Annotated in this window: 21 protein-coding genes and 3 pseudogenes; 9 read left to right on the top strand and 15 right to left on the bottom strand. The window is 58.6% G+C overall.

Annotated elements, in window-relative coordinates; genetic code table 11:
• Positions 1–419: 419 nt before the first annotated feature.
• Complete coding sequence (locus tag AC3FKH_RS28910) at positions 420–1,481, bottom strand: AraC family transcriptional regulator (protein ID WP_488679163.1); 1,062 nt, start codon at positions 1,479–1,481, stop codon at positions 420–422.
• A 587-nt stretch (positions 1,482–2,068) separates the two neighbouring features.
• Here AC3FKH_RS28910 and AC3FKH_RS28905 point away from each other — a divergent pair.
• The 5 genes from AC3FKH_RS28905 (at position 2,069) to AC3FKH_RS28885 (ending at position 7,415) form a co-directional block, all read left to right on the top strand.
• Positions 2,069–2,557, top strand: coding sequence for a tautomerase family protein (locus AC3FKH_RS28905; protein ID WP_039013847.1), 489 nt, complete (start codon positions 2,069–2,071; stop codon positions 2,555–2,557).
• A 289-nt stretch (positions 2,558–2,846) separates the two neighbouring features.
• On the top strand, positions 2,847–3,785 hold the full coding sequence (kce, locus tag AC3FKH_RS28900) for a 3,5-dioxohexanoate:acetyl-CoA acetone transferase (protein ID WP_488679127.1): 939 nt from the start codon (positions 2,847–2,849) through the stop codon (positions 3,783–3,785).
• Between the two features lie 370 nt (positions 3,786–4,155).
• A complete protein-coding gene (locus AC3FKH_RS28895) occupies positions 4,156–5,064 on the top strand; it encodes an alpha/beta hydrolase (RefSeq protein ID WP_488679126.1) in 909 nt (302 codons plus the stop codon).
• A 56-nt stretch (positions 5,065–5,120) separates the two neighbouring features.
• Positions 5,121–5,924: an enoyl-CoA hydratase/isomerase family protein gene (locus AC3FKH_RS28890; protein WP_488679125.1), complete on the top strand. Its 804-nt coding sequence runs from the start codon at positions 5,121–5,123 to the stop codon at positions 5,922–5,924.
• A gap of 723 nt (positions 5,925–6,647) precedes the next feature.
• Positions 6,648–7,415: an OmpW/AlkL family protein gene (locus AC3FKH_RS28885; protein ID WP_488679124.1), complete on the top strand. Its 768-nt coding sequence runs from the start codon at positions 6,648–6,650 to the stop codon at positions 7,413–7,415.
• 341 nt (positions 7,416–7,756) lie between these two features.
• On the opposite strand, the pseudogene AC3FKH_RS28880 reads toward AC3FKH_RS28885, so the two are convergent.
• Both AC3FKH_RS28880 and AC3FKH_RS28875 read right to left on the bottom strand, forming a co-directional pair.
• Positions 7,757–8,332 (bottom strand): annotated as a pseudogene (locus AC3FKH_RS28880) (IS4 family transposase); the annotation flags it as partial.
• The gene (locus AC3FKH_RS28875; protein ID WP_488679123.1) at positions 8,310–9,392 is read right to left on the bottom strand and encodes an ISL3 family transposase; all 1,083 of its coding nucleotides are present in this window, start codon (positions 9,390–9,392) and stop codon (positions 8,310–8,312) included. The pseudogene AC3FKH_RS28880 and the gene AC3FKH_RS28875, both read right to left, overlap by 23 nt.
• Positions 9,393–9,499: 107 nt before the next feature.
• Between AC3FKH_RS28875 and AC3FKH_RS28870 the strand changes: the two are divergent.
• A pseudogene (locus AC3FKH_RS28870) lies at positions 9,500–9,990 on the top strand (ISKra4-like element ISBugl3 family transposase); the annotation flags it as partial.
• 433 nt (positions 9,991–10,423) lie between these two features.
• On the opposite strand, the gene AC3FKH_RS28865 reads toward AC3FKH_RS28870, so the two are convergent.
• The 12 genes and pseudogenes from AC3FKH_RS28865 to AC3FKH_RS28810 all read right to left on the bottom strand — a co-directional run bounded on the left by AC3FKH_RS28865 (position 10,424) and on the right by AC3FKH_RS28810 (position 21,636).
• Positions 10,424–11,656 (bottom strand): CaiB/BaiF CoA transferase family protein, encoded by a 1,233-nt coding sequence (locus AC3FKH_RS28865; protein ID WP_488679122.1) that lies wholly within the window; start codon positions 11,654–11,656, stop codon positions 10,424–10,426.
• 120 nt (positions 11,657–11,776) lie between these two features.
• Positions 11,777–12,751, bottom strand: coding sequence for a Bug family tripartite tricarboxylate transporter substrate binding protein (locus AC3FKH_RS28860; protein WP_488679121.1), 975 nt, complete (start codon positions 12,749–12,751; stop codon positions 11,777–11,779).
• A gap of 294 nt (positions 12,752–13,045) precedes the next feature.
• Entirely contained in the window at positions 13,046–13,993 is a 948-nt protein-coding gene (locus AC3FKH_RS28855) for a LysR substrate-binding domain-containing protein (RefSeq protein ID WP_488679120.1), read from the bottom strand.
• On the bottom strand, positions 13,953–14,975 hold the full coding sequence (trxB, locus tag AC3FKH_RS28850; RefSeq protein ID WP_488679119.1) for a thioredoxin-disulfide reductase: 1,023 nt from the start codon (positions 14,973–14,975) through the stop codon (positions 13,953–13,955). Before trxB ends, AC3FKH_RS28855 begins: the two co-directional genes overlap by 41 nt.
• 87 nt (positions 14,976–15,062) lie before the next feature.
• Positions 15,063–15,833, bottom strand: a complete 771-nt coding sequence (locus tag AC3FKH_RS28845; protein WP_488679118.1) for a glutaredoxin domain-containing protein — start codon at positions 15,831–15,833, stop codon at positions 15,063–15,065.
• Between the two features lie 174 nt (positions 15,834–16,007).
• Positions 16,008–16,254, bottom strand: a pseudogene (locus tag AC3FKH_RS28840) (transposase); the annotation flags it as partial.
• Positions 16,255–16,302: 48 nt separating this feature from the next.
• Positions 16,303–17,133: a Crp/Fnr family transcriptional regulator gene (locus tag AC3FKH_RS28835; RefSeq protein ID WP_488679117.1), complete on the bottom strand. Its 831-nt coding sequence runs from the start codon at positions 17,131–17,133 to the stop codon at positions 16,303–16,305.
• Between the two features lie 46 nt (positions 17,134–17,179).
• Entirely contained in the window at positions 17,180–17,554 is a 375-nt protein-coding gene (locus AC3FKH_RS28830) for a PaaI family thioesterase (protein WP_488679116.1), read from the bottom strand.
• Positions 17,551–17,724: a hypothetical protein gene (locus tag AC3FKH_RS28825; RefSeq protein WP_488679115.1), complete on the bottom strand. Its 174-nt coding sequence runs from the start codon at positions 17,722–17,724 to the stop codon at positions 17,551–17,553. The genes AC3FKH_RS28830 and AC3FKH_RS28825 overlap by 4 nt, the downstream gene beginning before the upstream one ends.
• 29 nt (positions 17,725–17,753) lie before the next feature.
• Positions 17,754–19,229, bottom strand: a complete 1,476-nt coding sequence (locus tag AC3FKH_RS28820) for a DHA2 family efflux MFS transporter permease subunit (protein ID WP_488679114.1) — start codon at positions 19,227–19,229, stop codon at positions 17,754–17,756.
• 49 nt (positions 19,230–19,278) lie between these two features.
• The gene (locus tag AC3FKH_RS28815) at positions 19,279–20,085 is read right to left on the bottom strand and encodes an oxidoreductase (RefSeq protein WP_488679113.1); all 807 of its coding nucleotides are present in this window, start codon (positions 20,083–20,085) and stop codon (positions 19,279–19,281) included.
• Between the two features lie 90 nt (positions 20,086–20,175).
• The gene (locus AC3FKH_RS28810) at positions 20,176–21,636 is read right to left on the bottom strand and encodes an efflux transporter outer membrane subunit (protein WP_488679112.1); all 1,461 of its coding nucleotides are present in this window, start codon (positions 21,634–21,636) and stop codon (positions 20,176–20,178) included.
• Positions 21,637–21,723: 87 nt separating this feature from the next.
• Between AC3FKH_RS28810 and AC3FKH_RS28805 the strand changes: the two genes are divergently transcribed.
• The 3 genes from AC3FKH_RS28805 (at position 21,724) to AC3FKH_RS28795 (ending at position 26,656) form a co-directional block, all read left to right on the top strand.
• Positions 21,724–22,338: a TetR/AcrR family transcriptional regulator gene (locus AC3FKH_RS28805; RefSeq protein WP_488679111.1), complete on the top strand. Its 615-nt coding sequence runs from the start codon at positions 21,724–21,726 to the stop codon at positions 22,336–22,338.
• A gap of 86 nt (positions 22,339–22,424) precedes the next feature.
• Positions 22,425–23,537, top strand: a complete 1,113-nt coding sequence (locus AC3FKH_RS28800) for an efflux RND transporter periplasmic adaptor subunit (protein ID WP_488679110.1) — start codon at positions 22,425–22,427, stop codon at positions 23,535–23,537.
• Positions 23,534–26,656, top strand: a complete 3,123-nt coding sequence (locus AC3FKH_RS28795) for an efflux RND transporter permease subunit (RefSeq protein ID WP_488679109.1) — start codon at positions 23,534–23,536, stop codon at positions 26,654–26,656. Before AC3FKH_RS28800 ends, AC3FKH_RS28795 begins: the two co-directional genes overlap by 4 nt.
• The last annotated feature ends 282 nt before the right edge of the window (positions 26,657–26,938 follow it).

Here is a 26,938-nt window from a genome sequence, read left to right as displayed (position 1 = left end):
CCTTGGGAGGCGTGCGAGTCATCGGGCCGTAACAACAGTGAACGTGATGTGGCCTTGAAAAGGGGAAGATCCGAGGGCCGAGCCTCCAGTAGACGGGCGAAGGAGGACGTAACACGCCGGGAAGCCGCCGAGATCGAATTGGCACATCAAGCGTCGCTTTTCGGCAGTGCAAGCTGAGCGAGCGCAATCATGACGAGCGACGAGTTAAACCGTCTGTTGGGTCATAAGTAGCTCCGTCAGTTCGGACTGTCGCCGCTCTGCTGACGTTTTTACGGCTCTCCCGCGCGCGTGGCGGCACTCACGCGAACGAACGCTATGGACTGAACGTTCGCGACCGTGCGCTGCCGCGCGGCATTGCGCGGGCGTGTTCCTACTCGTTGATTAGCAGGTAAGCAAACGCAGTTCAGTTTCTAGCCAGCTCAAAGGCGCGGATTTGAATTGAACGACGCCTCGGACGGTGGTTGCGAGACGTTCTTGTCCTCCGGATGTCTCACGTCACTCGGCGTCCGGCCTGTCCACCTTTTGAAAGCCTTACGGAAGTTGGACGCGTCTGAGAATCCTGTCTGCTCCGCTATCTGCTCGATCGTCATCGTGGTTTGCTTAAGGAACCGGAAGGCCAGTCTTTGGCGCACCTCATCAACGATTGACTTATATGTGACGCCTCCGGCCGCGAGGCGGCGATGCAGCGTCCGCAGGGACAGTCCCAGTCTTTCGGCTACAGAATCGATGTTTCCAATGTCACCCTTTTGATTCATAAGCATGGCGGTGATGGTAGATACCAGGTCAAGGCCTTTGGCTTCGTCTATTAGTGGCGGATCCCACGAGAAAGACTGAAGGATGCTCGTGGTCATCGGATTCGCGTTCGGCAGCACCAGATCACGCGCTAGCGCGTCGTAGTGCCATTCGTTGACCCCCGCATCGAATTCGATGGGGCAGCCGAACTGCGTCTCGTACTCGCGCCAATACGAGGGGGCGGGATAAGAGACGAGCATCCGAATCGAGGGAAAGGGCGCCTCCAAAATATTGCAAAACAAACCATTCATCGAGCTGCACCAAAACTCGCTAACAAACGGCAATGCGTCTCCTAAAAACGTGGCATTGGGCGCGAACAAAATGCCGAGGTCGCCTTCGATGCGAGAACCTAGTGGAACGGTATGCGTGGCGCGCGGAAACTGCTTTAGGCCCAGATCGAGTGCGTCCCCCAGCGTGCGGCAGCTTGCCATTGCGTATCCGAAGACGCAGAAATCGCTCATGCGTTGTCTTTTACCAGCGTAGATCCCTAGATCCGGCCGACCGGATAGACGATGCGCATTGTCATAGACTACTAGCCGTTGTCGGCGCGAGACCAGGGATCGGGGGTCACTTAGCTGGTTAGTCGTTATCCCAGAGCCCGCCAGCAACTGGTCGGCCGGCACGCCTTGGTCTGCGAGTTCTGCAAATAATGCGCGTAACCCAAACACCCTCTGCGTTGGAGCATCCATCGCCAAATTTCGCAGGTAGTCGGGAGAGGCCGGCGGCGGGTCATCCGATGACATGTTAAGCACAAGGTTTCTCCGAAGAAAGGTCCGGGCTCGCTGATTTCACAAGAAGTGTTCGATGCTATCGGTTACAAGCTACGTCCAGTTGAGTCGTTGTCGCCGCCCTTGCACTGATTCAATATCGCGCCGCCACTGTCGGTAATTTGACACCAAATGACCTCTACGTTGGCACCGTCGAACCTCGCCGGGTCTCATAGCGCTACGTATCATCCGCTCATAAGGTAACGGTTTCCTATCAGGGATAGCCCCTAAGAGATCGACAACCATAGAACTGTCTTTCACCCATCGGTGACGCGATCGCCACACATTTACTGGTCGAATGAGCTTAAGAAGATGATTTCGGCTGATTAATCGGTCAACCGCTATTCGCAGGCGTGAGTGCGTCGTTAATGGCGAGCACGCGTCAATCGTTACTCAATGACGAACAGGTAGGTGAGGGTTAAAAGTTAGTCGCGGCAGGTAGCGACGGGTTCCTTGCTAGAAGCAAGGTAGTTGTTAATACGTTGGTCGACATGGACTGGAGAGAGACTATGCCATTGTGGAAGATTTATCACCCGGCCGGGGCTTACGCTGCCGAGGACAAGAAGGCTATGTCCAAGGTAATTACCGAGGCGTACGCGCAGATACCGATTCCGCGGTTTTATGTTGTCGTAATCTTCGAGGAGCTAGAAGAAGGTTCGTGCTTCGTTGGCGGAGAACCACGCAACAACTTTGTTCGGTTCAAGATCGACCAGATTGCAAGGACGATCCCAAGCCCGATTGGGCGGGAGTTTTGGATGAGGACGATCGACGAACTCGTTGCGCCCTGGGTGCGAGATCGAGGTTTCGACCGCGAGTTCTCGATTGCCGAACTGCCTGTTGACCTGTGGACGGTTCAGGGCGAAATTCCTCCTCCCTTTGAATCTGTAGCCGAGAAGCGGTGGATCGAAGAAAACAAGGCCGGTCCGTTTACTTTCGCGGAAAAGATCCCCGCGAACATGAAGTCTCTGGGGACAGGGCCCGGAATGACCGGAGCCTAGCGGATTGATAAGCGCCCAGCGGCTGGGCGCTTCCCAATTGCCCGAATCAGGCTTTGGCGCCCCGTGCGAAAAGTAATGCGATCAGCCATTTCCATAGTTAGTCCAGCATACAACACCTGCGCGCAAAAGTGACAAGTGAGGTGAAGTCCGCCGCGGCATGTCTTGGCTCATTTTCGAACTGCTACGGGCCGGAGACAGGTCACATACCTGCCGCCCCGGACTGCCGTTCTAATCACCGGCGACAACGTCCCGCGCATATCAAGTTTGTGATCCTCCGAGGAGACGCTCCATGAGCGCAGAAAAACGCAAGGTAATCATTACCTGCGCCGTAACCGGCTCTATACATACACCGACGATGTCGGAGTACTTGCCGATTACTCCAGAACAGATCGCAGTACAGTCTATTGAAGCGTTCGAAGCCGGCGCCGCTATTCTTCACTTGCACGCTCGCAATCCGATAGATGGACGCCCTTCGCCCGCCCCGGAGTTGTTTGAACAGTTTGTCCCTCGAATAGCCGCCGAGACCGACGCCATCATCAACATCACAACGGGGGGGGGCTCCTCTATGACGCTGGCCGAACGACTCGCATATCCGCGAATTGCTAGGCCAGAGATGTGTTCTCTTAACATGGGTTCCATGAATTTTTCGATTCATCCGATCGCAAGCAAGATCAGGAAATGGAAATACGACTGGGAAGGCCCAGCGGTCCAAGCGACCGAAGACGCGATTTTTAAGAACACGTTCAAGGACATAAAAAACATCGTCACAGAACTGAGCGAGCACGGCACTCGCTTTGAGCTCGAGTGTTACGACGTCGGCCATCTCTACAACCTTGCGCACTTTGTCGATGAAGGGTTGATTAAACCGCCTTTTTTCATCCAGTCCATTTACGGCATTTTGGGCGGTCTCGGCCCGGATCCTGAAAATATCACAATGATGCGCACTGTCGCGGATCGCCTTTTCGGTCGGGAATCGTATGAATTCTCTGTACTAGGCGCGGGCCGCCATCAGATGACACTGCTTACCGCTGGGGCAATCATGGGTGGCAACGTCCGGGTCGGCTTGGAAGATAGTATCTTCATTGAAAAGGGCAAGATGGCTCGTTCGAACGCAGAACAAGTCAAAAAGATTCGTCGGATCTTAGAAGAGCTTTCCTTCGACATTGCTACACCAGCAGAGGCTCGTGAAATCCTCCGGCTGAAAGGCCGAGAGCACGTCGGGTTCTAACTGACCTTGACGATTCTCGCTCGCCCGAGGCGATGCTGAGCGAACCGGATGAGCGGACGTGCGCAAGCGTCTTCGCGCCGTCATTGCGGTGCTGCGGGTAGCTGCATTGGCACCAACTCACCCCATTTTTGGCATTCCTCAACCTTGTGACGCCCGTCTCACGGTCACAGAATCACTACGCCGGCTTATGGATGCGGCGCGGCGCAAAGCGTGCCGTCGTCCTGCATTGGAAGGTGCGGGCGCTTCGCGTCATCCTTCGGATTGTTCGAAGGCGGCTTAACGAGAGCGGGGAGATGGCCGTTATGGTCCGAGAGTAATCGGTCCACCACGGTGTAGATAAAACCACACAAATAGCTAGGAGGCACGTGCTGTGAGACAAGATGTTAGCTTTAACGCAGAGGGCGTGACATTGCGGGGATGGCTTTACAAACCAGGCAGCGGGACGTCGGCATGCGCCGCCGTCGTGATGGCACACGGCTATTCAGCGGTGAAAGAAATGTATCTCGATAGCTATGCCGACGCTTTCTGCGATGCCGGTTTTGCCGTCCTGGTTTTCGACAATCGAAACTTCGGAGCTAGCGACGGTACTCCTCGATACGAAATTGACCCAATACAACAGGTTCGGGACTATCGTAATGCCATTTCTTTTATAAGCAGTTTGGATGGCATTGATAAGAATCGGATTGGCGTATGGGGATCTAGTTACAGCGGTGGTCACGTCCTGATGCTCGGCGCGATCGATAGGCGAGTCAAATGCGTCGTGTCACAAGTTCCCTTTGTGTCGGGGAAGCAGCTCATTGATCGAGCTGTCCGCCCTGACCATCTTCCTGCGCTGCGGGCCACGCTCGACGAAGACCGAATGCGCCGTTTCTCTGGTCAGATTCCCGCAATGATTCCGGCGGTAAGTGAAGATCCGGCCTTACCAAGCGCGATGCCTCAATCGGACGCGTGGGAATGGTTCTCTGTAACGGCGCAGTCTCGCGCACCGGCATGGAAAAACGAGGTGACCCTTCGGTCAATCGAAATGTTGATGGAGTATGAACCGGGCTGTTACGTGTCTGCCATTTCTCCGACTCCACTCCTCATGGTTGTGGCGGCTGCCGATCACGTGAACCCCGGCGACTTGCAGCTAGGCGCATTCAATCGGGCACTCGAGCCCAAGAAGCTTGTTGTAATTCCAGGTGGTCATTTCGATGCGTATGTGGGGCCCAGTTTCGATGTCAGTAGTAGTGCGGCAGTGGGCTGGTTCAAGCAGCATCTCTCGCCGACTGTATCGTGATGTCCGCGACTGGCGATCAAGGTTGGGGGCGCGGCGATAAAACAATGGAGACAACGATGGGAAAAGTTTCATTTGAAATCAATAATCAAATTGCGGTCGTCAAATTCTGCAATCCGAACAAAGGATTCATGGACTTTGACATGCTCGCCCAGCTTAATGGGGTTATGGACACGCTAGAGGCCGACCCCAACGTGCGTGCAATTATCTTCACCGGCGGACAACCGGAAGAGTTTGTTCGGCATGTGTCCGTTGAGGATTTGCTTGCATTTGGCCAAATGGTCCGCACTGGCCGGGAAGCTGGCCTGCCGGACCCGTTGGGTGCGCGCAGCCCGCTGCGGGCTGGTTGGGAAAAGATTGAACATTCTCAAAAGCCTACGATTGCCGCTATTAACGGCTACTGCATGGGTGGCGGACTCGAAATTGCGCTTTGTTGCGACATTCGGATCGCAGGACCCGGTACATACACAATAGGACAACCGGAGATCCAGATTGGCCTTATAACGGGTGCCGGCGCTTCAGTGAGGCTCGCTCGAGCAGTGGGTGCTGGGAAAGCTCTCGAATGGGTGTTACGTGGCCGCCTTTTTTATCCCGAAGAAGCTGCGAAAGAAGGTCTGGTTCACCACTATGTGACTGAAGACGTGGTCACGGCAGCGCTGCAGATAGCGAACGAGTTTCTCGACAAGCCCGCCGCAGCGCTCTCATTCTACAAACAGCTTGTACGTTCGAGCGAGGATCTACCCCTGTCGGAGAGTCTAGACCGTGAAGCTGCTGGCTTCATACACATGATGTCCTACGACAAACAGGCGATACAAATGATGAAGGACTATGTTGCAGGAGGCCACAAGCTCAAGAAGGTCTAGCGGTCAATATGACTGCACCGGCCCCAAACAACCGCGTTTGATATCGGGCCGTTGCCTTGGGCAAGGGTCACTAAGTGAGCAACTGATAAGCGCCTGAAGCGGTCCGTGAGTTGGTTGGGAGCCGTCTCAAACGCCCCCGTCACGACGCCCTGTGCAAAGGCCGAAAAGATGGCACTTACGATCCAACAGCTGGATGGGACGATCTGGAAGAAACTCAATGATCGTCGACTCGTTCTTGGGCAACGATCTGCCTTGTAGTGCCGACGTATTAATAAGCTATGCGAAGGAGGTGCTGACGGTTTGGAAGCCAAAATCGTTGCGCACGATGGGCCCCTGATTGGCTCGAGCCGGATCCCGTGACAGGAATTCGAATTACGGAGTTCAGGAACAGGTGAGCCAAACGACAATGCTATGTCAGGGTTGAGACGGTCAAAGATGAAATGGCGGTCGCTTTGTATTTCTTCCGTCATGAAGACGGCCCCCGTGGCGCGTTTTTCCACCGGCTCCAGAGCGTCCCGCAATGCGCCTGATATGAACTGCGAGAACGGTCTCAATCAAGAGCGCGAGAGGGAAGCGAGTGGACGATGCCTACGAATTGTGGCGGTGGATTGGGTGTGAACGATTAGCTGGCCGGTAGGCCGATTTTTCCTGAAAGCACATACCGCGTGGCGCAACGAAGCTGTGGCGTCGGACAAAGGATCGATAAAAACATTGGAGACGGCTTTGAAGCATTTGAAAACAATGACTACGTTCTGCATGGTGGCCGCAACTCTTCATCCATGTTGTGTTCGTGCGCAAAGTGCAGGAAGCTTTGTGACTACGTTGGGTGCATCATGGCTCGATTTTCCGAACTCAAGATCGCAACCGATTGTCAGCTCTTCGGTATTTGGGACTTTTACGTCGCCGGGAACAAATACTGTAGTTCATAACGCGGTTATGCCTTCGATGCTTTTTACCTATTTCATAACCGATCATCTGGCAGTGGAAGGAGCCGTAGCTGTGCCGCCAAAGCTGGAAGTTGGTGCCCAGGGAAATGTGGCGGCTTTCGGAGTCGGGGGTCCTGTTTTACCGCTTGGTGAAATTCAACCACTCTTCACCGTGCGGGCGTGGGCGCCTATAGTTGTCGCGAAGTACTACTTTGGAGGGGCGGAGAACAAGATAAGGCCCTTCTTGGGAGTCGGCGTTAACTATTCATGGTTCAGATCGGTCCAATTGAATCCGCTATTTTCCGGAGCATTAAGTCAGCTCGCAGGTCCGGGCGGAAGCGTCGAGACGTCGTTGAGTTCGTCGTGGAATCCGGTGCTTGCGGCTGGCTGGGCGTATCGGATCAACGTGCGCTGGATGCTCACCGGGTCGATGACCTGGTTTCCGCTCAAAACCAATGCGAGCTTCAATGCAGTAAATGCGAACGGGCAAGTCGTTCTTTCGAACAGGACCCGCATGTCGGCGGCTCCACTAATTGTGAACGTCGGTGTCGGATACGAATTTTGAAGATGCGACATAAGGCGCTTTTCCGGTCGTCTTCGGACGCGAAGACAGTGGTTGATAAGCCGAAGATCGGACCGAAGCGCTTGATGTCCTGACCAGAGAACAATGATGACGAACGTGTCGACGTTGATTCGATCGACTGGAGAAATGTGCTGCCGGACTACGTGCAGGACCAGAGGATCCTCAGTGGTAAATGGGGACCCTGTCCGTTCTGCTCTGGCAATTCGACGTTTCGAGTTGTCTGGGAACGTCGCGGGAAGGGTGGTTCGGGATGGTATTGCGCCAAGTGCGAAACCGGTGGGGATCTAGTGCATCCCCTTATACACCATTTGATTACACACATCTCAGTCGTCAAGTTCACGGGCGTACCGAAGACCGGCGGCGAAATCCACCACTCGCTGCAGGCCTTGCCAGATAGTCTTGACTCCGGGTTCGCCGTCGCCTTTGCGCGCCAGGAAGCCGCCGAGCATAGCGACCAAGCGCACGACCTCATTCAGACGCGGTGACGTCTTCGGCGGCTTCTTCTTGTTGAGAATGAATGCCGCGCGCCATTCATCGCGCTCGAACAACAGCCCTGCATCCAGGTCCGGGCAAGTTCGACCCAGTCGCATCAACCGAGCGATGCGCCATGCCACCACCATGAACAGCGCCAAGGCACGCTCAAGCCGTGCCATCGATGCGAGTTGCAACGCCTCGACTCGACAGCCGTTCTTGAGCACATGAAAGAACAATTCCACCTCCCAACGCGCGCGGTACCAGTCAATAAGCTGTGCGGCCGCGTCAAGGTCGTCCACCTCGCGATTACTCAGCAGTCGCCATTCAATCGGCTTGACGCCTGCCGGCGGGTCGACCTCCCGGGCGACGATACAAGTGGCACTCACCACGCCGCCTGCAGCGTCAGGCAGGACTGCCCTTATAGCCGCGCTGCTTGAGTTCTTGCCAGATCAGTTCAGGAAAGCGACAGCCCTGGATGATTCGTTCCTCGATATAGTCGCGATAGGGATCCAAAGGCGTCGGACCCCGCGCCTTGGATGCGCGCTCGAGGAATGCCCCAGCATGGACGAACTTCTGCACGGTTGCTGCGCTGATTGAGAGTTCACGCGCGATTCCTCTGATCGTGCCGCCCTGGGCGCGTAGCGCCATCACCTGCTTGTACAACGCCAGCCGTGTGGCGCGTCGCTGATCGCTCAGACGCTCCCATGACCGTTGTGAGCTTCGGCGCAGACCCTGCCGGCCCAGGGTCACCCTACTGACGTTTACTTGCTGGGCGGCTTGGCGCATTTGTGGCCCGAGTCGGTATAGCAGCCGCTCGACGTTGTCGCGCAGGTTGCTCAGCAAATGCCAGCGATCCGAGACTTGCTTGGCTGCCGGCAGCGCGAGGTCGACCGCTTCGGAATAGGCCCCGGCCCGGTCCCTGGCGACGATCTCGATCGATGGGTGCGCACGCATCCACGCAGCCACCGCAATGGCGTCCCTACCTGCGAACACTTCGATCGGCTCACGTCGCTCCAAGTCGACGATGATCGTTCCGTACTGGTGACCGCGCGCGATCGCCCAGTCATCGATGCCGACGACCCGCGGTTGTGGTTTGCGCTTGCGCTCAGGTACTCTGCGCAATTCTCGCAGCACGGTGTCAGCACTGGTGCGCAAGCCCAAGGCGTCGGCAAGCCGGGCTGCTGCCTCACCACCGAGGGCGTGGCCCAGCGCGTACAACGCCCGAGCCTGCGATCGCGTACGACGCTGATACCGACCGGCCAATGCGTGGATATTCTCGGCAAACGTACGACGGGGGCAGTTGGCGTTCATACACTTGAAGCGACGCACCTCAATAGCGAGAACGACCCGCTGCTCGAGCATTGGACGTTCTTCCAGCTTGCGCACATAGCGGCCGTGGAGTCGGTGACTCCAACTATGGCAGGCCGGACACGGTGCTCCGCGGACTGTACTGCAGGCTTCGACAGTAATGGTCTCCCCTTGCACGTCCTGGAGACGAAGCGCTTACCCACACGGGCGAGAATACGATCGATCCCACCGAGAACTTGCCTCATGGTAACGATCAACGTACGGCCAAACCGGCGGGAAATCAAGCCCTCGACTCGGCCGTCACACAAAGTGCGGGAGACCCACGATTACTACAGTTCACGCGGTGCGAAAAGATATGGCGCAAAATACGAGATGCACTGTGGAGAGGCCGAGCGGCAATAGGTATAGAGTTGACCAGGACGCGCGCCGGACGTTGGCTGCCTCCATGAAAGAGGAGGCGTTGAAGCGTGAAAGCTTCTATGGCCCTGCCGCAGCGACTACATTCGGTGCTGCCAATCGACTCCTCAGTTTTCTCCAGAACAACGCAGCCATCCTTGTTGACTATGCGCGCGCAAGGCGGGCGGGGAGGCGAATCTCTACCGCTCCGGCAGAATCACTGATGAATCATTTGATCAACCGTCGCCTGTCCAAACGTCAGCAGATGCGGTGGTCTGTCAACGGTGCGCACTACCTTCTCCAAGCGCGAGTCGAACTGCTGGGTGGCAAGCTGGAGGAGCAATTCATCTACAAGTACCCACACTTTCGGTCGCCGTAGATCCAACTGAGCACGTAGACGGGCGCATCCCCCAACTTAGTTCCACTCCCCCAATCCCTCGCGCTGGTGGCCAACTACGCGTTCTCCAAGCGGACCGACGTCTACCTGACCACGGCCCGCCGGACTGATGAATTCTGTCGCGCAGACCGCCACGGACGAGGCGGCGCGCCAGGCTGTAAGACTCGACATCGGTAAGCAATCCAGCTTGCTGCGGTGGCCCCGTCGATGCCTTGCCGCATTGCGTGGGTACAGCCGCGCAACTCATGCATGTCCGACCGTCGTGTTCACTGTTGCTATTCTTCTACGGCACATGAGCAGCAATGCTGCAGTCATTGATTTCTTCAACCTTGTCTCCTGTTCCCGATATTTCCGAACCAGCAGGAATGTCGTCAGGCTTCATGCGCGATCACGCCGGTATCACGTGGTGGCAGGGTCAATCCTTGTGGCCAGCCACCGGTTGGGCGATCCCGGGGTTGCATTGCCTGGCCACGATGGCATCCACGTCGCTTGCGGCACAACCGGCGGACTCAAGCACCTCACGGGTGTGCTGACCAATGCGTGCGATCGGCATGCGAGGCTGCAGCCGTGCGCCATCCAGGGTGAAAGGCAGCAGGGGAACTTCAGTGGTGGTGCCGTCATCGACCTGAAGCTTCGCCAGCCCGCCACTCTCCTTGAGATGTGGATCGTCGAAGAGTTCTTCGGGACGGGTGATTTCGGCGAACGGTACGTTGCCAGCTTCAAACGCGGCCGTCAGCTTTTCGGGACGGAATGCCTTCAGCGTTTCTCCAAGCGTCGGCAACAGCCAGTCTCTTGCCAGTACCCTGTTGTTATTGGACGCCAGGCGCTGGTCCTCAAGCAGATCGTCCCTGCCGATGATGCGACAGAAAGTCCGCCACTGGGCGTCGCCCGTGGCGGCAATAAACATCTGGTGGCCATCGCCCAGCTCGAACACGTCGTAGACGGCCCAGGCACTGATCCGTGCCGGCATGGGGGCTGCCGGCTTCCCGGTCACTGCGTACTGTTGCATCTGTTGCGCAGACAGGAGGACGCAGTTCTCGAAAAGGCCAGATTGAATCTCCTTGCCTGTTCCGGTGGCGTTGCGTTCGTACAGGGCCGCGAGGACGCCAATGGCGCCGAACATGCCACCCATGATGTCATTGACTGAGCTGCCGGCACGCAAGGGGCGTCCGATCGGGCCTGTCATATAGGCCAGCCCCGCCATCATCTGTACGACTTCGTCGAGAGCAAGACGCTTTTCGTATGGCCCGCTGAGAAATCCCTTGTGCGAGACATAGATCAACTTCGGGTTGCGCTTGCGAAGTGTTTCATAGTCCAGGCCCAGGTCTTTCATGCGGCCAGGCTTGAAGTTTTCAAGAAAGACATCGGCGCTGTCGATCAGCTTCAGCAAGGCTTCCATGTCCTTGCTTTCGCTCACCTCGACCGCCACGCTTTTCTTGTTCCGGTTGAACGCCCGAAAGAACCCTGCGCCCGCGCCGAGCAAACGGCGAGTGCCGTCACCTTTCGGCGGCTCGACCTTGATGACCTCCGCTCCGAGGTCAGCAAGGACGAGCCCGCATGCCGGACCCATGACCATGTGAGTCATTTCAATGACTCGAATTCCGCTTAGCGGCAGACGTTGGGCTGCCGAAGAATTTTCGCTACGCATTGATGTGCTCCGTATGCGCCAAGGCTTTGGGGAAATGCACCCGGTAGCAGGCGGGGGCGGGCCAGGAGCCATGCGGTGGTGCACGCTCAAATTCCCACAAACGATCTGGGCCTCCCCGCACTAGTTGTCTAGTTTCACCCCCGACTGCGCGACGATTTCCTTCCACTTGACGTAGTCTGCCTGAACGAAATCGGCAAACTCCTTCGGTGACATCTGCTTAGGCTCCGCGCCCTGCTCATGGATGGCTCGAATCACCGAAGGAGAAGAGAGAACCTTGTTGACCTCGGCGTTGATGCGGTTCACGATCTCCGGCGGGGTCTTCGCCGGCGCAAATAGTCCATACCACGTGCTCACATCTACCTCTTTGTACCCGCTTTCGGCGACGGTCGGGACGTCTGGGAGAGAGGAACTTCGCTTCGCAGAGGTGACAGCTATCGGTCGCAGTGTGCCCGCTTTGATTTGCGCAAGGACGGACGGGACCGAGGCCACCATCAAGTCAACGTTTCCGGCGATGGTGTCCGGGATCCCGGCACTCGATCCCTTGTACGGAACATGCAATAGTTTGATGCCCGCTGCACGGCTGAAGATCTCGGCCGCCAGATGGATCGTTGTACCACTCCCGGCAGAACCGTACTTAAGCGAGCCCGGCGCGGCGCGCGCAGCGTTCACGACGTCAGCAAGTGTCTTGAGCTTGGAATTGACCGATGTAACCATGACAATGGGCGTATAGGCTACATGGCTGACCGCGACAAGATCGCGGCCTGGTACATAGGTTACGGACTTGTAGATCCACGGAGCCACCGACAGATTGTCCTTCTGGCCCATAACCAGGTCATAGCCGCCTGGCGCGGACCTTACAACGTCTGCGATCCCGACGGTCCCGCCAGCCCCAGGCTTGTTCTCTGGCACGAAGTTCCATTTCGTCGCCTGTGACACTTCTGTAGTCACCAATCGAGTCAGAATGTCCGAGCCACCTCCAGGCGTCCATGGAATCACGACACGGATTGGCCTCGTCGGCCAAGGTGAATTGGCCTGCGCTTGCGCGCTGGTGAGTCCGCACGCCATCAGAAAGATGGCAAAGATTGTCTTTATCATCTTGTGTCTCCTTTAGTTTAAGTCGTGATGCCGCGGAGCATTTTTGGCTCGATGGCATTGCGGTGTACTGCGCGGTGCGAGGTCGTCAGCCGAAAGCCCGCTGCTGAGGGCGATAGGATCGTTTAGCGGCCTCAGATTGATTTCTGGAAACCCTTCAGCTTTAATTTCTCGGGGGGGTCGTCTCACGCTTGCCGGGCTTTGGCTAGGTGTAGCTCAGTTCCATGTCATCTGGCTGCCTTCAACCTGAATTCCGTCTAGTCATTGGTTCCTTGGATACTTGAAACGGTAACCGCGTTAGCCGCCTGATAACGTTCTGAGACTGGTCCCCTGCCAGATTCGATCCTTGACCAGATCCGTCATAACGCCTTGGAGCAGCTCATAGACCGCCTCAGTCGCAGCGCTGGATGCATTGAGAGAGGAGGTACAAATTGAGAGGGGACGCGTGAATTGCTGGGTACGCACCTTCAACACCTGTACGTCACCGGCAGCTTCCTCCTTCGCGACCACTGCCCATGGAAGGAATGTCGAGGCGATGTTCTGAACCACACACGCCTTCAACAGCGTGAGCGAATCCAATTCCGCAATCGGCTTGAAACTAAGCTCAGCGATCGTACAGGCGGTATCCACCACCAGACGCATGCTATTGCCAACGGCAGGCATCACGAGTTTTGTCTCCAACGCCTCTTCCAGGCTGATACCCGTCCGCACCTTATCCACGAAACGGCTATTCGGTGGGCAAACATAGAAGAGCTCCTCATCCAGCACTGTCTGAATATCAAGTCCTCTTGGCGCATGATCGAGGAACAAGATAGACATATCGAGTCGACCGCTTAACGTGAACTCTTGTAGCAGAACACTCAATCCTTCGACAATCTGCAGGCGCACCAGCGGAAGCTGCTCCTGGCATGCACGGATCATTGCAATGCCAAGTAGCTCTGCCATGGCGGAGGGTAATCCGAGGGACACTGTGCCGCATGGTTCGGCACTAGCGTTGGCCACGTCCTCTTGCGCGATCTCCGCCTGACGTTGAATCAGCCGAGCGTGGCGATACAGAAGACGCCCGGGCTCCGTCAACGTTACACCTGTGGAGCGACGCAGGAACAGTTGGTTGTGGAGTTCGCTCTCCAGTGCAGCGATTTGGGTGCTGATTGCCGATTGGGCAACGTGCAGTTGGTCGCTAGCCTTGGATATGCTTCCCAAATCAGCAACTTTCAGAAAGTACTTCAGTTGTCGCAAGTCCATCGTCGTCTGCCTTTCCAGCCGCCGGGCCGTGTGCATATTCCTCGAGGTAGCGATGCGCATCGAGGGCAGCCATGCAGCCTGTCGCGGCGCTAGTAATAGCTTGACGATACACCTGATCCTGAACGTCGCCCGCTGCAAACACCCCCGGGACGCTGGTCATGGTCGCGTAGCCATTGAGGCCTGACCGCGTGATGATGTAGCCATTGTCCATCTCTAACTTGCCAGCGAAGATGCCGGTATTCGGGGAATGACCGATGGCAATGAAACAGCCCTTTAGGGGTACCTCTTCAGTTTTACCATCGGCAAGTTGGCTGAGGCGCACTGCGGAGACGCCGTCCTCGTTCCCTAGGACCTCATCGAGGACGGCACCAAGCTTCAAGGAGACGACACCCTCTCGCACTTTGTCCATCAGGCGAGCAACGAGAATCGGCTCGGCCCTGAGCTTGTCCCTCCGATGGACGAGAGTGACCCGGCTGGCAATGTTCGATAGCAGCAGTGCTTCCTCGACTGCGGTGTTTCCACCACCGATCACGCAGACGTCTTCACCCTGGTAGAAAAACCCGTCACATGTGGCGCATCCGGAAACGCCGCGCCCCATGTAGTCCTTTTCCGATGGCAATCCAAGCCACTTGGCAGATGCGCCAGTCGCGATAATGAGCGTGTCACATGTGTAAGTTCCACCCTCGCCGTGAAGCGTGAATGGTCTTTCCTCGAGCGATACAGAGCGGACGTGATCCTCCACAATCGTCGTTTCGAACCGTGCAGCATGGTCGCGCAACCGCTGCATGAGCTCCGGACCTTGTACGCCGTTTACATCGCCAGGCCAATTCTCCACGTCCGTCGTCGTGGTCAACTGCCCGCCCGGCTCCCGCCCGGCGATGAGCATCGGTTTGAGATTCGCTCGGGCCGCATATAGGGCGGCGGTGTATCCGGCAGGCCCCGAACCGACGATGGCGACCTTGGCATGTTTGATAGCGTTCATGCTGCAATCCTGATGACAATCGATTCGAACCGCTCTTTCTCGAGGCGGCCGCGATTTAATGAAATTCGCTGTGTGAGGTGGTGCGGATTATTCCCACAGACCTTGCGGCATTGGCAGGCCTTCGTAGTCCTCCTCAGACAGGGTCACTGGCAGCTCAACCCCCTTTTCCGTGAGCAAGGCAATCAATTGGCGCGTATGCTGGGCAGAGTGCCACGTGGAGCGCTCCAGGAATTGGTGCAGCGGATGTTCGCCGTAGAACATTTTCAGCACCTGGGTGCATGACTTATCGTCAAGCTTTGCCCACCATGCCTCCACCCTTGCCTTGAGTTCAGTGCCCTCTCGAAGGATGGCGTCGATGCTCCTGATGCGGTCCGGTGCGTCAACGTTGGCAACGATTGTCCAGTCTTCGAGCCCCTCGAGTACCGTTTGGAGAAATGCATCTACGACCTGGAAGATGTGATAGCTTAGGTCCCGGTAGGTACGCGGCCGGCCCGGAAATACGGGGCTGTTGAACAATTCCTCCGGCATCTGCGGTGTGATGGCGAGCGCGACGGTTAGTACCTTCATCCACTTCTTTACCAAGACGTCGGGTGGCAGCCGGTCCATGACAGCATCGAGTCGGTCAACGAAGCGTGCCACGTCCTCGATAGACTGCGCGTAGACGTATTGGTCCCCTTTCGAAACCACTGGAACCGACCTCGCGCCGAGCCGGCGCAATTCATTTCGACCATCGGTATCCGACAGCACGTTGACGGACTTGAACGGGATTTCGAGGTGGGTCAAAAACTCCTTGACGCGGACACAGCTCGAGCAGCCGGGTTGCCAGAAAACGCTATACGGGTGGGTGGCACTGTCCATTTGTACTTCCTCTCGCTTAATAGGTTGGTAGAAGTATCGTAGCCATGAGCTCTTTCCCTCGGAAGCATGGTTTCCCGATGCCACTATCTGAAAAACAGATGGCGGTTAGGGTCACCCCGGGCGATCCTGGTCCATAGCTGTCCGGTAAATGTGTCGCAAAGAACATATTTTGAGCTTGGTGAGGGTGTGAAACGGGTGCTCCACCTCGGCGCGGATGCGAGCTTTGACCCGTTCGAGTTCATCGCGCAGCTTGCCCACCGGCGCCTACCTATCCAACGAGCGGCGCTTGTCCGGGGCGCATCGCCACATGCCAGTTGACCGTGATGTCTTGCGCCTCAATGCGCCTTTCAACGCCTTGGTATCCGGCATCACTGAACACATTGCTTTCCTCCCCATGCAGCAGCGCATGAGCTTGCGTGACATGGTGGCCTCCGAGGCGCGGTACAAGCCGACAAACCTGCGATAAGGTTCAATCCCCCGAATGCGCGAACTTTCTCAGGCCTTCAATGTTCAGGATTTGCACCGCTCCGTATTCGGCGTGGATGAGACCCGCATCAGCCAATTTGCGAAGAGCTCGATTTGCGTTTTGACGAGAAAGGCCAGAGAGTCTGCCGATCTCCTCTTGGGAGTAGGCCAACGTCATCGAGGTACCAGGATGCAGCTGCCGGTTAAAGAGCTCGCTCAAGCAAAACGCTATGCGGGTCGGGGCGTCGTGTATGCGCAGATGGTGGACTAGACCAATGTAATAGCTGCATCGGGCATTGAGCTGGTCAATGATGTAGCGGCTGAACGTGTGGCTATTCTCGAGGAGCCACAGAAAGGTCGAGCGAGGCATCAAGGCCAATCGACTGTCCCGGACTGCGGTGACAGAGTAGCCGCGAGGTTCGTCTTTCAAGACGCTGCCTTCCCCGAACCAAGAGCCTGCTGGGATGCCAGCAAACGTTACTATACGACCCTCTTTCGAGCCGGTATCGACTTTGACTATTCCTTCGATTACACCGAGCCAGTGGTCCGCGGCGTCACCCCGATGGCAGAGGATTGCACCGGGACTGTACGACCGATCAAAGCAATCGCGCTTTACCACCTCCCTTTGGCCGGCGGTCAGACTGCTGTACCAGGAACATCGCATTAGGAAGTCGTCAACGGAAAGGTCTTTGGATTTGCCAAGATCTCCGTCGCTTCTGCGTGCGCTGAGCTCCGTCGAGCGACCAGGCGTTATGCCCACGGCCAGAGACGCCTCTTCCCGCTTTACCGAACCCATTTCCCGCATCGCCTGATCGATTGCGCTTCCGGTTTTCATTACATGGCCCTCCAATTTTTCAAAGCCGCCTTGCAGAACCTTGCTGTCAAGCCGCTGGTACATCGAAGACAAAGCAGGTGGTGGTCGCATGAGCGTAGAGCTTGCCTTTCGCATCTTCGATGCGCGCCTCCGCGGTTGCTACCTGACGACCCGCGTGAACAACCGTGGCGATGGCACACAGCGGACCAGTCTTGTGCGAGGCTGACCGTACGATCTTTATGCTGAGTTCAACCGTCGTGTAGGTACGCCCTGCCGGCAGCGTGGTTTGTACTGCACAGCCAAGTGCCGAGTCCAGAAGGGTGGCAAACCAGCCACCATGCACCGTGCCCAGCGGGTTGTAGTGCTGCAGCAGCGGGATACCTTGGAACATGGCGCGGCCATCGCCCACCTCCAGCAACGTCATGTTCATGGTTTCATTCATGGGGGATACGGCAATTCGCCAGACATCATGGCGTCCAGAATCTCTCGGCCGCTTTTGCCGGCGATCTGCCCCATTCGGGCGAGGCCTGCTACTCCACCGCCTTCGTGTATGCTTCGCTTTGCGTCGGACAACTGGTTTATCCAGGCAAGTGATTTCTGATCGTTTTCCATCGATGTCTCCAAGGCGGTATGCAGGAATTTCACCCCGTGGCTTCGTGACTCGATACCGAATCAGGCGTTTTGGCGATGGCCGGGGGCAACGTGTTGACGGGCAGGCACAGCGCCGCGGTCAGAAGGGCCAAGCTCATATGGCACAGGTAGAGCGCATTGAAGTCGGCACGTTGCAGACTCGCGTTACCAAGCAGCAGCACTGTCAGGGCCACTCCCATGACGGATCCGATTTGCCGTATTGCCTGATTGATTGCACCGCCCACCGCGTAGTGGTCCGCAGGCAAGCGACTGACTGCGGCACCCGACAGTGACGGCAATACCATGCCCACACCGACACCACTGAGCAGCATGCCTGGCAGCCACCGTGTGAAATAAGCCGGTTCTGTTCCTGGCACCAGCAAGAACCACACTGCACTGGTCGCGTAGAGCACGCTGCCCGCAACCAACAATGGACGGTGGCCATGCTTACTGGCAATTCGGCCTGACAGAGTGGCCACTGGAATCACTAGCAGCGGCCCCGGCGTGATGGCAAGGCCCGCCATCGGCAACGAGTAATGCCAGATCGACTTCATGTAGAAGAAGAAGGCGAAGAACATCATCGAAAACGCGATGCCGAAAGTCAACGTTGCCAGGTTGACGTAACGGTAGGTCCGGTTACGGAACAAGCCCAAGTCCACCAGCGGTGCGGTGGCAACGCGCGCCCAGGCCACAAATCCGAGGATGCACATCAGCCCAATGCCGGCAAAACCGAGCAGTTCATGGCGCGACCACCTGGTCGACTCCGATTGCACAATCGACAGTGCCAAAGCGCCAGTCCCGACACTCAGCAGGCCCATTCCGAACAGGTCGAGCGGGCGGTTGCTGGTGTGCTGCTTTGTCTCGGTCAGCAGTGTCGCGCCGCGCCACATGGCAGCCAGGCCTAAAGGCACATTCAGGTAAAAGGCCCATTGCCAGCCGACCGATGCGATCACGAATGCCCCGAGGCTGGGGCCTACCGCTGCGGCCAGGGCACCGACGGCTCCCCATAGACCGATTGCCACGGCGCGCTTGCTGCTCGGAAACGCCGCCAGCACAAGCGAAAGCGACGCGGGTGTCAGCAAGGCAGCGCCAATGGCTTGCAACACGCGTGCCGCAACGAGCCACGCCACGCTGGCGGCCAAACCGCACGCAACAGAGGCCGCCAGAAACAACGCAACACCGCCCAGAAACACCTTCTTGCGCCCATGCCGATCCGCCAATCCGCCCGACGGAATGAGCGTTGCAGCGTAGGCGACGGTGTAGGCATTGAGCACCCAGGAAAGGTCCGCCGCCGTGGCTTGAGGAAACCCTGCGCGTAAGGCACTGAAGGCGGCGAACAGCATCGTGCCGTCCATCGAGACAAGGAACACCGCCACGCTTGCGATCCAGAACACCGGCCAAGGTGATGCAGTGTTGAGCTGCGCGTTGGGTAAAGCCGGAGCAATCGTGGCGGAGGTCGCAGTTGCTGAACTGTCTGGATTTGTCATGGGGCTCTTCCGATGATGTATGCGCAGGATCTGTTTGGGGTGACGCGCTTCAGGAGAGCCCGAACGTCTTCCGCAGGCTTGCGTCGACGGGGCCCGCCGGCATGAAACGGCGCAGCTTGCTCAGAAGGGCGGCCTCGCCTTTGGGTGTACGGCGCATTTTCCACGCGCCCAAGGCGGCGTCGACGACCGTGCTCGCGACGCCGTCGGGCGCCGGTGCTTTTTGGACACTTTCTTGAATTGCCTGCGAAACGACGCTGCGCTCGTCGTCGTAGGCGGAGACTTTGGAAACCGCATGGGGGGCATTGATATCCAGGCTGGTCTTGGTAAATGAGGGTTCCACAAGCACCACGCGGATGCCGAAATTGCGCACCTCATGGTCCAACGTCTCGGACATCCCCTCCACGGCGTGTTTGGACGCCGAATAGAGACCCATGTACGGCGCCGGCAGAAAGCCGAGCACCGAGCTGATGTTGATGATTCTTCCCGAACGTTGCGCGCGCATGTGCGGCAATACGGCTTGCGTGGTGCGCAAGATGCCAAACACGTTGGTGTCGAACAGCGCCTGCGCTTCGGCGATCGACGTTTCCTCGGTCGCGCCGAGCAGCGTCACGCCGGCACTGTTGACCAGCACATCGATGCGCTTGGCCTGCGCGATGATGCTCTGGATTCCATGCTGAACCGACGCTTGATCGCAGATATCCATCTCGACCAGTTCAACGCCCGGTATCGGCTGCGCTTTTGCGAGGTTGCGCACGGTGCCGAACACCCGACAGCCCCGCAACGCAAACTTCGCCGCGGTGGCACGGCCGATGCCCGAAGACACACCGGTAATCACGACAACTTTGGAATTGGACATGACAGTTACTTTCTGTGTAGTGAATTGGCGCTGCGGCAAATCGGCTGTTGCGATGAGCCGTGCCGGATGCGCAGCCTCTTCGCTGGTCGACTATTTGCTTGCAACGGCGGTCGATTCGTCCGGCTGCCAGCCACCGCCCAGCGCTTTGAATGCCGCGACTGCGGCGCGCGCGGATTCCGCTTGCGCCTGGGCGCGCGCGTCTGATGCACGCAACAGGCTTTCATCGGCTTGCAGAACTTCGATCAGGCTGACGACGCCTTTCTGGTAGGCGGCAAACGAAGCGTTTCGCGCGCGGCCGAGTGAATCAACCCCTTGTGTGAGCACGGCCGTTTGCTCCTCGCGCTTGACCAGGGCAGAGAAGGCGTCTTCCACGTCCTCCGTGGCGCGCAGCACGGCGAGCCGGTATGCGGCCAGCATCTCCGCCTCTTGACCCTTGGCTTGATCGATTTGCGCATTGATGCGGCCGAAATCGAACAGACGCCAGCGCAGGCCCAGCACGCCGGCAAATTGACTGGCGCCGCTGCTGAACAGGCTTCCGGCGCCCACGGATGTGGCGCTGCCGAGCAGGCCGCCCAGCGAGAACTTCGGGTAGTACTCGGCAATGGCGACGCCAATGCGCGCATTGGAGGCCGCCAGGCGACGCTCGGCGACGATGAGGTCGGGGCGGCGCCTCAGCAGCTCGCCCGGCGATCCGTCGATCGCAATTTGCGGAACGGCCGGGATGTCACCGCCTTCTGCCAGTTCGGCCCGGTGCGTGCCCGGCAGCGAGCCAAGCATCACGTCCAGCGCGTTCATCGTCGCATCCAGACCCGTTTCAAGCTGGGGGATGGAAGCGCGAACCTGGGCGAGTGCGCCTTCGGCCTGCCTGACCTGAAGCTCGGCCGCCAGTCCTTTGCCGTACAGCAGGTTAACGGTGGAGAGCAATTCCTCTTGCGTCTTTACCTGGTGGCGGGCCACCTTCAGGCGCGTCTGCAAGCCGCGGATGGTGATGTAAATATCGGCAGTCTGTGCGGCCACGGCCAGCCGTGTGGCGACGGCGCCCGCCTGGGAGGCCTGGTAGTCGGCCAGTGCCGCCTCCCGGCCACGGCGCAGGCCGCCGAATACGTCCAATTCCCAGCTTGCGGTGACGTCGGCCTCAAAAGCGTTGCCGTAGCGGTCGAAGCCGGGTCTCGAATTCAAGACGCGGCCCAACGGGGTTTCGACAGACTGGTACGCGCGCGCAGCCTGACCGGAGATGTTGCCGGAGGGCAGCAACGCGGCATTGGCAGCGCCAAGGCCCGCACGGGCTTGCGTGACGCGGGCGAAGGCCTGTGCAAGGTCCAGGTTCTGATCCAGCGCGAGCCGCACGAACGGCGTGAGTTGCGGATCGCCAAAGCCAGACCACCATGCGGACAGATCGGCCCCGGCATCGGATGTGCGCTGCTCGACCGCCGTCTGGCCTTGGAATCGTTCCGGAACCGGCACATCAGGCTTTATATAGTCGGGGCCGACGGCACAGCCCGTTACCAGGCTGGCAACGAAGAGGGCCACAACGGAGTGTTTTGGCAACATGGGGTTATTTCATCGGAATTTTCAGTGACTATAGTACAAAATGGTTACTAGTTGTTCAACTTTCGCGACTCGCGTAAGCTGGAGCCCATGAAGACCACCCCTTACCCCGTTCCCGCCCGCGGCCCGGCCGACCATGACGTGCGAGACCAGATCGTTGCCGCCGCTACCGAGCACTTCAGCCGCTACGGCTACGAGAAGACCGCCGTTTCCGATCTGGCCAAGGCCATCGGTTTTTCCAAGGCCTATATCTACAAGTTCTTCGAATCCAAGCAGGCCATTGGCGAGATGATCTGCGCCAACTGCCTGCGCGAGATCGAGGCCGACGTCAACGCTGCCCTGGCCGAGGCCAACTCCCCGCCCGAGAAGCTCCGGCGCCTGTTCAAAGCCTTGACTGAAGCCAGCCTTCGGTTGTTTTCCCACGACCGCAAGCTGTACGAGATCGCCGCCTCGGCGGCGACAGAGCGCTGGCAGGCAGTGATCGCCTACGAAGAGCGCATCCAGCAGGTGCTGCGCGATGTGCTGCAGGAAGGCCGCGAGACAGGGGACTTCGAGCGCAAGACGCCGTTGGATGAGGCTACGACGGCCATCTACCTCGTCATGCGCCCGTACATGAATCCATTGCTTTTGCAGTACAGCTTTGACTACACGGAAAGTGCGCCCGGGTTGCTCTCCAGCCTTGTGCTTCGGAGCCTTTCCCCCTGACGTGCAGATTTCTCTATGTGACTATTGACTAAAATGGTCACAAGAACCAGAATGAAAGCCCGGATCACCTTGTCGAGGGGGCTTTCATGCTTTCGCGTCGCTTTGTTACCTCTACCGTTATTTGTGCGTTGCCGCTCGCTTTGGGCGCTTGCGGCGGGAGGGCCCCTGCCGATCCGCGCACTGAGGCGCCTTTGGTGCGCGCCACGATCGTTCAGCCAGTCGCTTCCGCATCGCGCTCATTTACGGGCGTCGTCGCTGCCCGGGTGCAGAGTGACCTCGGATTCCGTGTGTCGGGCAAGGTGCTGGAACGGCTCGTGGATGCGGGGCAAACCGTCAAGCGCGGGCAGCCGCTCATGCGCATCGACCCTGTCGATCTGAAGCTCGCCGCGCAGGCACAACAAGAAGCCGTGAGTGCCGCACGGGCACGCGCGAAACAGACGATGGAAGACGAAGCCCGCTACCGCGACTTGCGCGGAACGGGCGCAATTTCGGCCTCGGCCTATGACCAGGCCAAGGCTGCGGCGGACGCCGCCAAAGCCCAGTTGAGCGCGGCGGAAGCGCAGGCCGATGTCGCGCGTAACGCCAGCCGTTACGCGGAGCTCGTTGCCGATGGCGACGGCGTGGTCATGGAAACGCTGGCCGAGCCCGGTCAGGTCGTCAACGCCGGGCAGGCCGTCGTACGGCTGGCCCACGCCGGCCGTCGCGAGGCAGTTGTCCAGTTGCCCGAAACGCTCCGGCCGGCGCTTGGCTCTGTCGCACAGGCCACACTTTTCGGTAAGGAAAGCGCCGGCGTACCTGCCAAGCTGCGGCAGCTGTCGGATGCGGCCGATCGGCTCACCCGCACTTATGAGGCGCGCTATGTGCTCGATGGCGAACTGGCCAATGCACCGCTGGGCGCCACGGTGACGATCCAGATTCCCGATCGGCTTGCCACTGCGCAAGGCGATCTGCAGGTGCCGCTGGGTGCCGTGTTCGATGCAGGCAAGGGCCCGGGCGTGTGGGTTATCCAGGGGGATCCGGCCAAGGTGTCGTGGCGATTCGTCACCATCGAACGCTTCGGCGACGAAAGCGCCCAGGTTACTGGCCCAGTCAAGCAAGGAGACCGGATCGTCGCGCTTGGCGCACAACTGCTGCGTGAAGGCCAGCAAGTTCGTGTGGCAGGTCAGGGCCCCAGCACCATCGCGGAGGTGCGCCGGTGAGCCAAGGTCGTTTCAACCTATCGGCCCTCGCCGTGCGCGAGCGCGCCGTCACGCTGTTCCTCATCTGCCTGATCTCGCTGGCGGGGCTCATTTCCTTCTTCAAGCTGGGTCGTGCGGAAGACCCGGCGTTTACAGTCAAGGTGATGACCATCATCACCGCGTGGCCGGGCGCGACCGCCCAGGAAATGCAAGACCAGGTGGCCGAGAAAATTGAAAAGCGCATGCAGGAGCTGCGCTGGTACGACCGTACGGAAACGTACACCCGGCCGGGCCTGGCGGTCACAACCTTAACCTTGCTCGACAGCACGCCGCCATCGGAAGTCCAGGAGGAGTTCTATCAAGCGCGCAAGAAGGTCAGCGACGAGGTGGTCAATTTGCCGCCCGGCGTGATCGGACCGATGGTCAATGACGAATATGCGGACGTGACCTTTGCCCTGTTTGCGCTCAAGGCGCAGGGCGAGCCGCAACGCGCGCTCGTGCGCGACGCGGAGACGCTGCGCCAGCGCTTGCTGCACGTGCCTGGTGTGAAGAAGGTCAACGTCATTGGCGAACAGTCGGAACGCATTTATATCGAGTTTTCACATGATCGACTGGCGACGCTTGGCGTGAGTCCACAAGACGTCTTTGCCGCGCTCAACAGCCAGAACGCCCTGACGGCTGCCGGTTCAGTAGAGACGAAAGGGCCGCAGGTCTTCATCCGCCTGGACGGTGCGTTCGACGGGCTGCAGAAGATTCGTGATACACCCGTTGTATCACAAGGGCGCACGCTGAAGCTGTCGGACATTGCCACGGTCAAGCGCGGCTATGAAGACCCCGCCACGTTCATGGTGCGCAGCGGGGGGCAACCCGCCTTGCTGCTGGGCATCGTCATGCGCGAAGGGTGGAACGGCCTGGACCTGGGCAAAGCGCTGGACGAGGAGGTCGGCACCATCAACGCTGAAATGCCGCTTGGCATGAGCTTGACCAAGGTGACGGACCAGGGGGTCAACATCAGCGCTGCCGTCGATGAGTTCATGCTCAAGTTCTTCGCCGCGCTGCTGGTGGTCATGCTAGTGAGTTTCGTCAGCATGGGCTGGCGCGCTGGCTTGGTTGTCGCCGCAGCCGTGCCATTGACACTGGCGGTCGTCTTCGTGGTGATGGCTGCAACGGGCAAGAACTTCGACCGCATCACGCTTGGGTCTTTGATTCTGGCGCTGGGCCTGCTGGTGGATGACGCCATCATCGCGATCGAAATGATGGTGGTGAAGATGGAAGAGGGCTACAGCCGCGTCGCTGCTTCGGCCTATGCGTGGAGCCACACCGCCGCGCCCATGCTGTCGGGCACGCTGGTCACTGCCGTCGGCTTCATGCCCAACGGCTTTGCCCGTTCCACCGCAGGCGAATACACCAGCAACATGTTCTGGATCGTGGGCATTGCGCTAATTGCCTCCTGGGTCGTCGCGGTGGTGTTCACGCCTTACTTGGGCGTGAAAATGCTGCCAGACGTCAAGAAGAACGAAGGTGGTCACGATGCGATTTACGACACGCCGCGCTACAACCGCTTCCGTGCATTGTTGGGGCGCGTCATTGCCCGCAAATGGCTGGTCGCGGGCTCGGTAGTGGGTCTCTTTGTCTTGGCCATCCTTGGCATGGCGGTGGTCAAGAAACAGTTCTTCCCGGTCTCGGATCGCCCCGAAGTGCTGGTCGAGGTGCAGATGCCCTATGGCACGTCGATCAACCAGACTAGCGCTACCACCTTAAAGCTGGAAGCGTGGCTTGCCAAACAGAAGGAAGCCAAGATCGTGACGTCGTATGTTGGCCAGGGAGCGCCTCGCTTCTATCTGGCGATGGGGCCGGAACTGCCGGATCCGTCGTTCGCCAAGATCGTGATACGCACCGATAGCCAGGAAGAGCGTGACGCGTTGAAGCAGCGCCTGCGCCAGGCCATTGCAGATGGTCTGGCCCCCGAGGCGCGCGTGCGTGTCACGCAACTCGTGTTCGGTCCGTATTCGCCGTTCCCGGTCGCCTACCGCGTGACTGGTCCGGATGCCCAGACGTTGCAGCGTATCGCGGCCGATGTCCGGCAAATCATGGATGCCAGCCCGATGATGCGCACCGTCAACACCGACTGGGGGATGCGCGTACCCACGCTGCACTTCACTTTGCAGCAAGATCGCTTGCAGGCCGTGGGATTGACCTCCAGCGCCGTCGCGCAACAACTCCAATTCCTGCTCAACGGCATTCCGGTAACGGCCGTGCGGGAGGACATCCGCACCGTGCAGGTGACCGCGCGCTCGGCGGGAGACGTTCGGCTCGACCCCTCCAAGATTGGCGACTTCACGCTGGCTGGCGCCAACGGGCAACGCATTCCGCTCTCGCAGGTCGGAAAGATCGACGTTCGCATGGAAGAGCCCATCATCCGCCGGCGCGACCGCATGCCGACCATCACGGTGCGCGGCGATATTGCCGATGGGCTGCAACCGCCTGATGTGTCGACAGCCATCAGCAAGCAGCTTCAGCCGATCATTGAGAAGCTGCCAAGCGGATATCGCATTGAACAAGCAGGATCGATCGAAGAGTCGGGCAAAGCAACGAAAGCCATGCTCCCGCTGTTCCCGATCATGCTTGCGGTGACCCTGCTGATTCTCATCTTTCAGGTGCGGTCCATCCCGGCGATGGTCATGGTGTTCCTGACCAGCCCGCTGGGGTTGATTGGCGTGGTGCCAACCTTGATTCTGTTCGGGCAGCCGTTCGGCATCAACGCGCTGGTCGGCTTGATCGCTTTGTCGGGAATCTTGATGCGCAATACGCTGATCCTGATCGGGCAGATTCAGCACAACAAAGACGAAGGACTGGATCCGTTCAGAGCCGTTGTTGAAGCGACCGTCCAGCGTGCGCGACCCGTGATTCTCACCGCATTGGCCGCCATCCTTGCCTTCATTCCGCTCACCCATTCGGTGTTCTGGGGGGCACTCGCTTACACCCTCATCGGCGGGACGCTCGCCGGAACGATCCTGACCCTGGTGTTCCTGCCGGCTATGTATTCCATCTGGTTCAGGATCCGGCCCGGCAATGCGGCCGATGCCCAGCACGAACGGCATGCGGCTGCGCAGTCCGCTGGACAGCTGGTGCCCGAGTAAGCCTGAGTTGCAAGGGCATGTGCCGACCACCGTTGCCCTTGATTCACTTCACTTGTGCCGAACTTGTCGGCGGGACATCAAAAATCAACTTACTTGGCCTGACGTTGGCGCCTTCTACGTTAGGCGTGATCAAAACTCTTTTGCCCCGCCTGCCCATTTCTACCTCCGTGGTCTCTCTTCCTGCGGGCAGGCGGCTCTTTATACCAATGATGCTATCTCCTCAACAATGGCATGGCATGCCGTGGTCAACGGTGCGAGCCTGCCTTGCAGCACGGAGCACAA

The sequence above is a fragment of the Cupriavidus sp. 21MJTG02-4 genome (assembly GCF_057798975.1).
Note: the sequence above shows the minus strand (reverse complement) of the source record. Positions and strands in the feature narration are given on the sequence as shown.

Bases quoted from the DNA above. Each gene is read 5' to 3' on its own strand.
- AC3FKH_RS28910 (WP_488679163.1), bottom strand. From the start codon at position 1,481: ATGGATGCTCCAACGCAGAGGGTGTTTGGGTTACGCGCATTATTTGCA.
- AC3FKH_RS28905 (WP_039013847.1), top strand. From the start codon at position 2,069: ATGCCATTGTGGAAGATTTATCACCCGGCCGGGGCTTACGCTGCCGAG.
- kce (WP_488679127.1), top strand. From the start codon at position 2,847: ATGAGCGCAGAAAAACGCAAGGTAATCATTACCTGCGCCGTAACCGGC.
- AC3FKH_RS28890 (WP_488679125.1), top strand. From the start codon at position 5,121: ATGGGAAAAGTTTCATTTGAAATCAATAATCAAATTGCGGTCGTCAAA.
- AC3FKH_RS28865 (WP_488679122.1), bottom strand. From the start codon at position 11,656: ATGCGTAGCGAAAATTCTTCGGCAGCCCAACGTCTGCCGCTAAGCGGA.
- AC3FKH_RS28860 (WP_488679121.1), bottom strand. From the start codon at position 12,751: ATGATAAAGACAATCTTTGCCATCTTTCTGATGGCGTGCGGACTCACC.
- AC3FKH_RS28855 (WP_488679120.1), bottom strand. From the start codon at position 13,993: ATGGACTTGCGACAACTGAAGTACTTTCTGAAAGTTGCTGATTTGGGA.
- trxB (WP_488679119.1), bottom strand. From the start codon at position 14,975: ATGAACGCTATCAAACATGCCAAGGTCGCCATCGTCGGTTCGGGGCCT.
- AC3FKH_RS28845 (WP_488679118.1), bottom strand. From the start codon at position 15,833: ATGGACAGTGCCACCCACCCGTATAGCGTTTTCTGGCAACCCGGCTGC.
- AC3FKH_RS28835 (WP_488679117.1), bottom strand. From the start codon at position 17,133: ATGAAAACCGGAAGCGCAATCGATCAGGCGATGCGGGAAATGGGTTCG.
- AC3FKH_RS28830 (WP_488679116.1), bottom strand. From the start codon at position 17,554: ATGAATGAAACCATGAACATGACGTTGCTGGAGGTGGGCGATGGCCGC.
- AC3FKH_RS28825 (WP_488679115.1), bottom strand. From the start codon at position 17,724: ATGGAAAACGATCAGAAATCACTTGCCTGGATAAACCAGTTGTCCGAC.
- AC3FKH_RS28820 (WP_488679114.1), bottom strand. From the start codon at position 19,229: ATGACAAATCCAGACAGTTCAGCAACTGCGACCTCCGCCACGATTGCT.
- AC3FKH_RS28815 (WP_488679113.1), bottom strand. From the start codon at position 20,085: ATGTCCAATTCCAAAGTTGTCGTGATTACCGGTGTGTCTTCGGGCATC.
- AC3FKH_RS28810 (WP_488679112.1), bottom strand. From the start codon at position 21,636: ATGTTGCCAAAACACTCCGTTGTGGCCCTCTTCGTTGCCAGCCTGGTA.
- AC3FKH_RS28805 (WP_488679111.1), top strand. From the start codon at position 21,724: ATGAAGACCACCCCTTACCCCGTTCCCGCCCGCGGCCCGGCCGACCAT.
- AC3FKH_RS28800 (WP_488679110.1), top strand. From the start codon at position 22,425: ATGCTTTCGCGTCGCTTTGTTACCTCTACCGTTATTTGTGCGTTGCCG.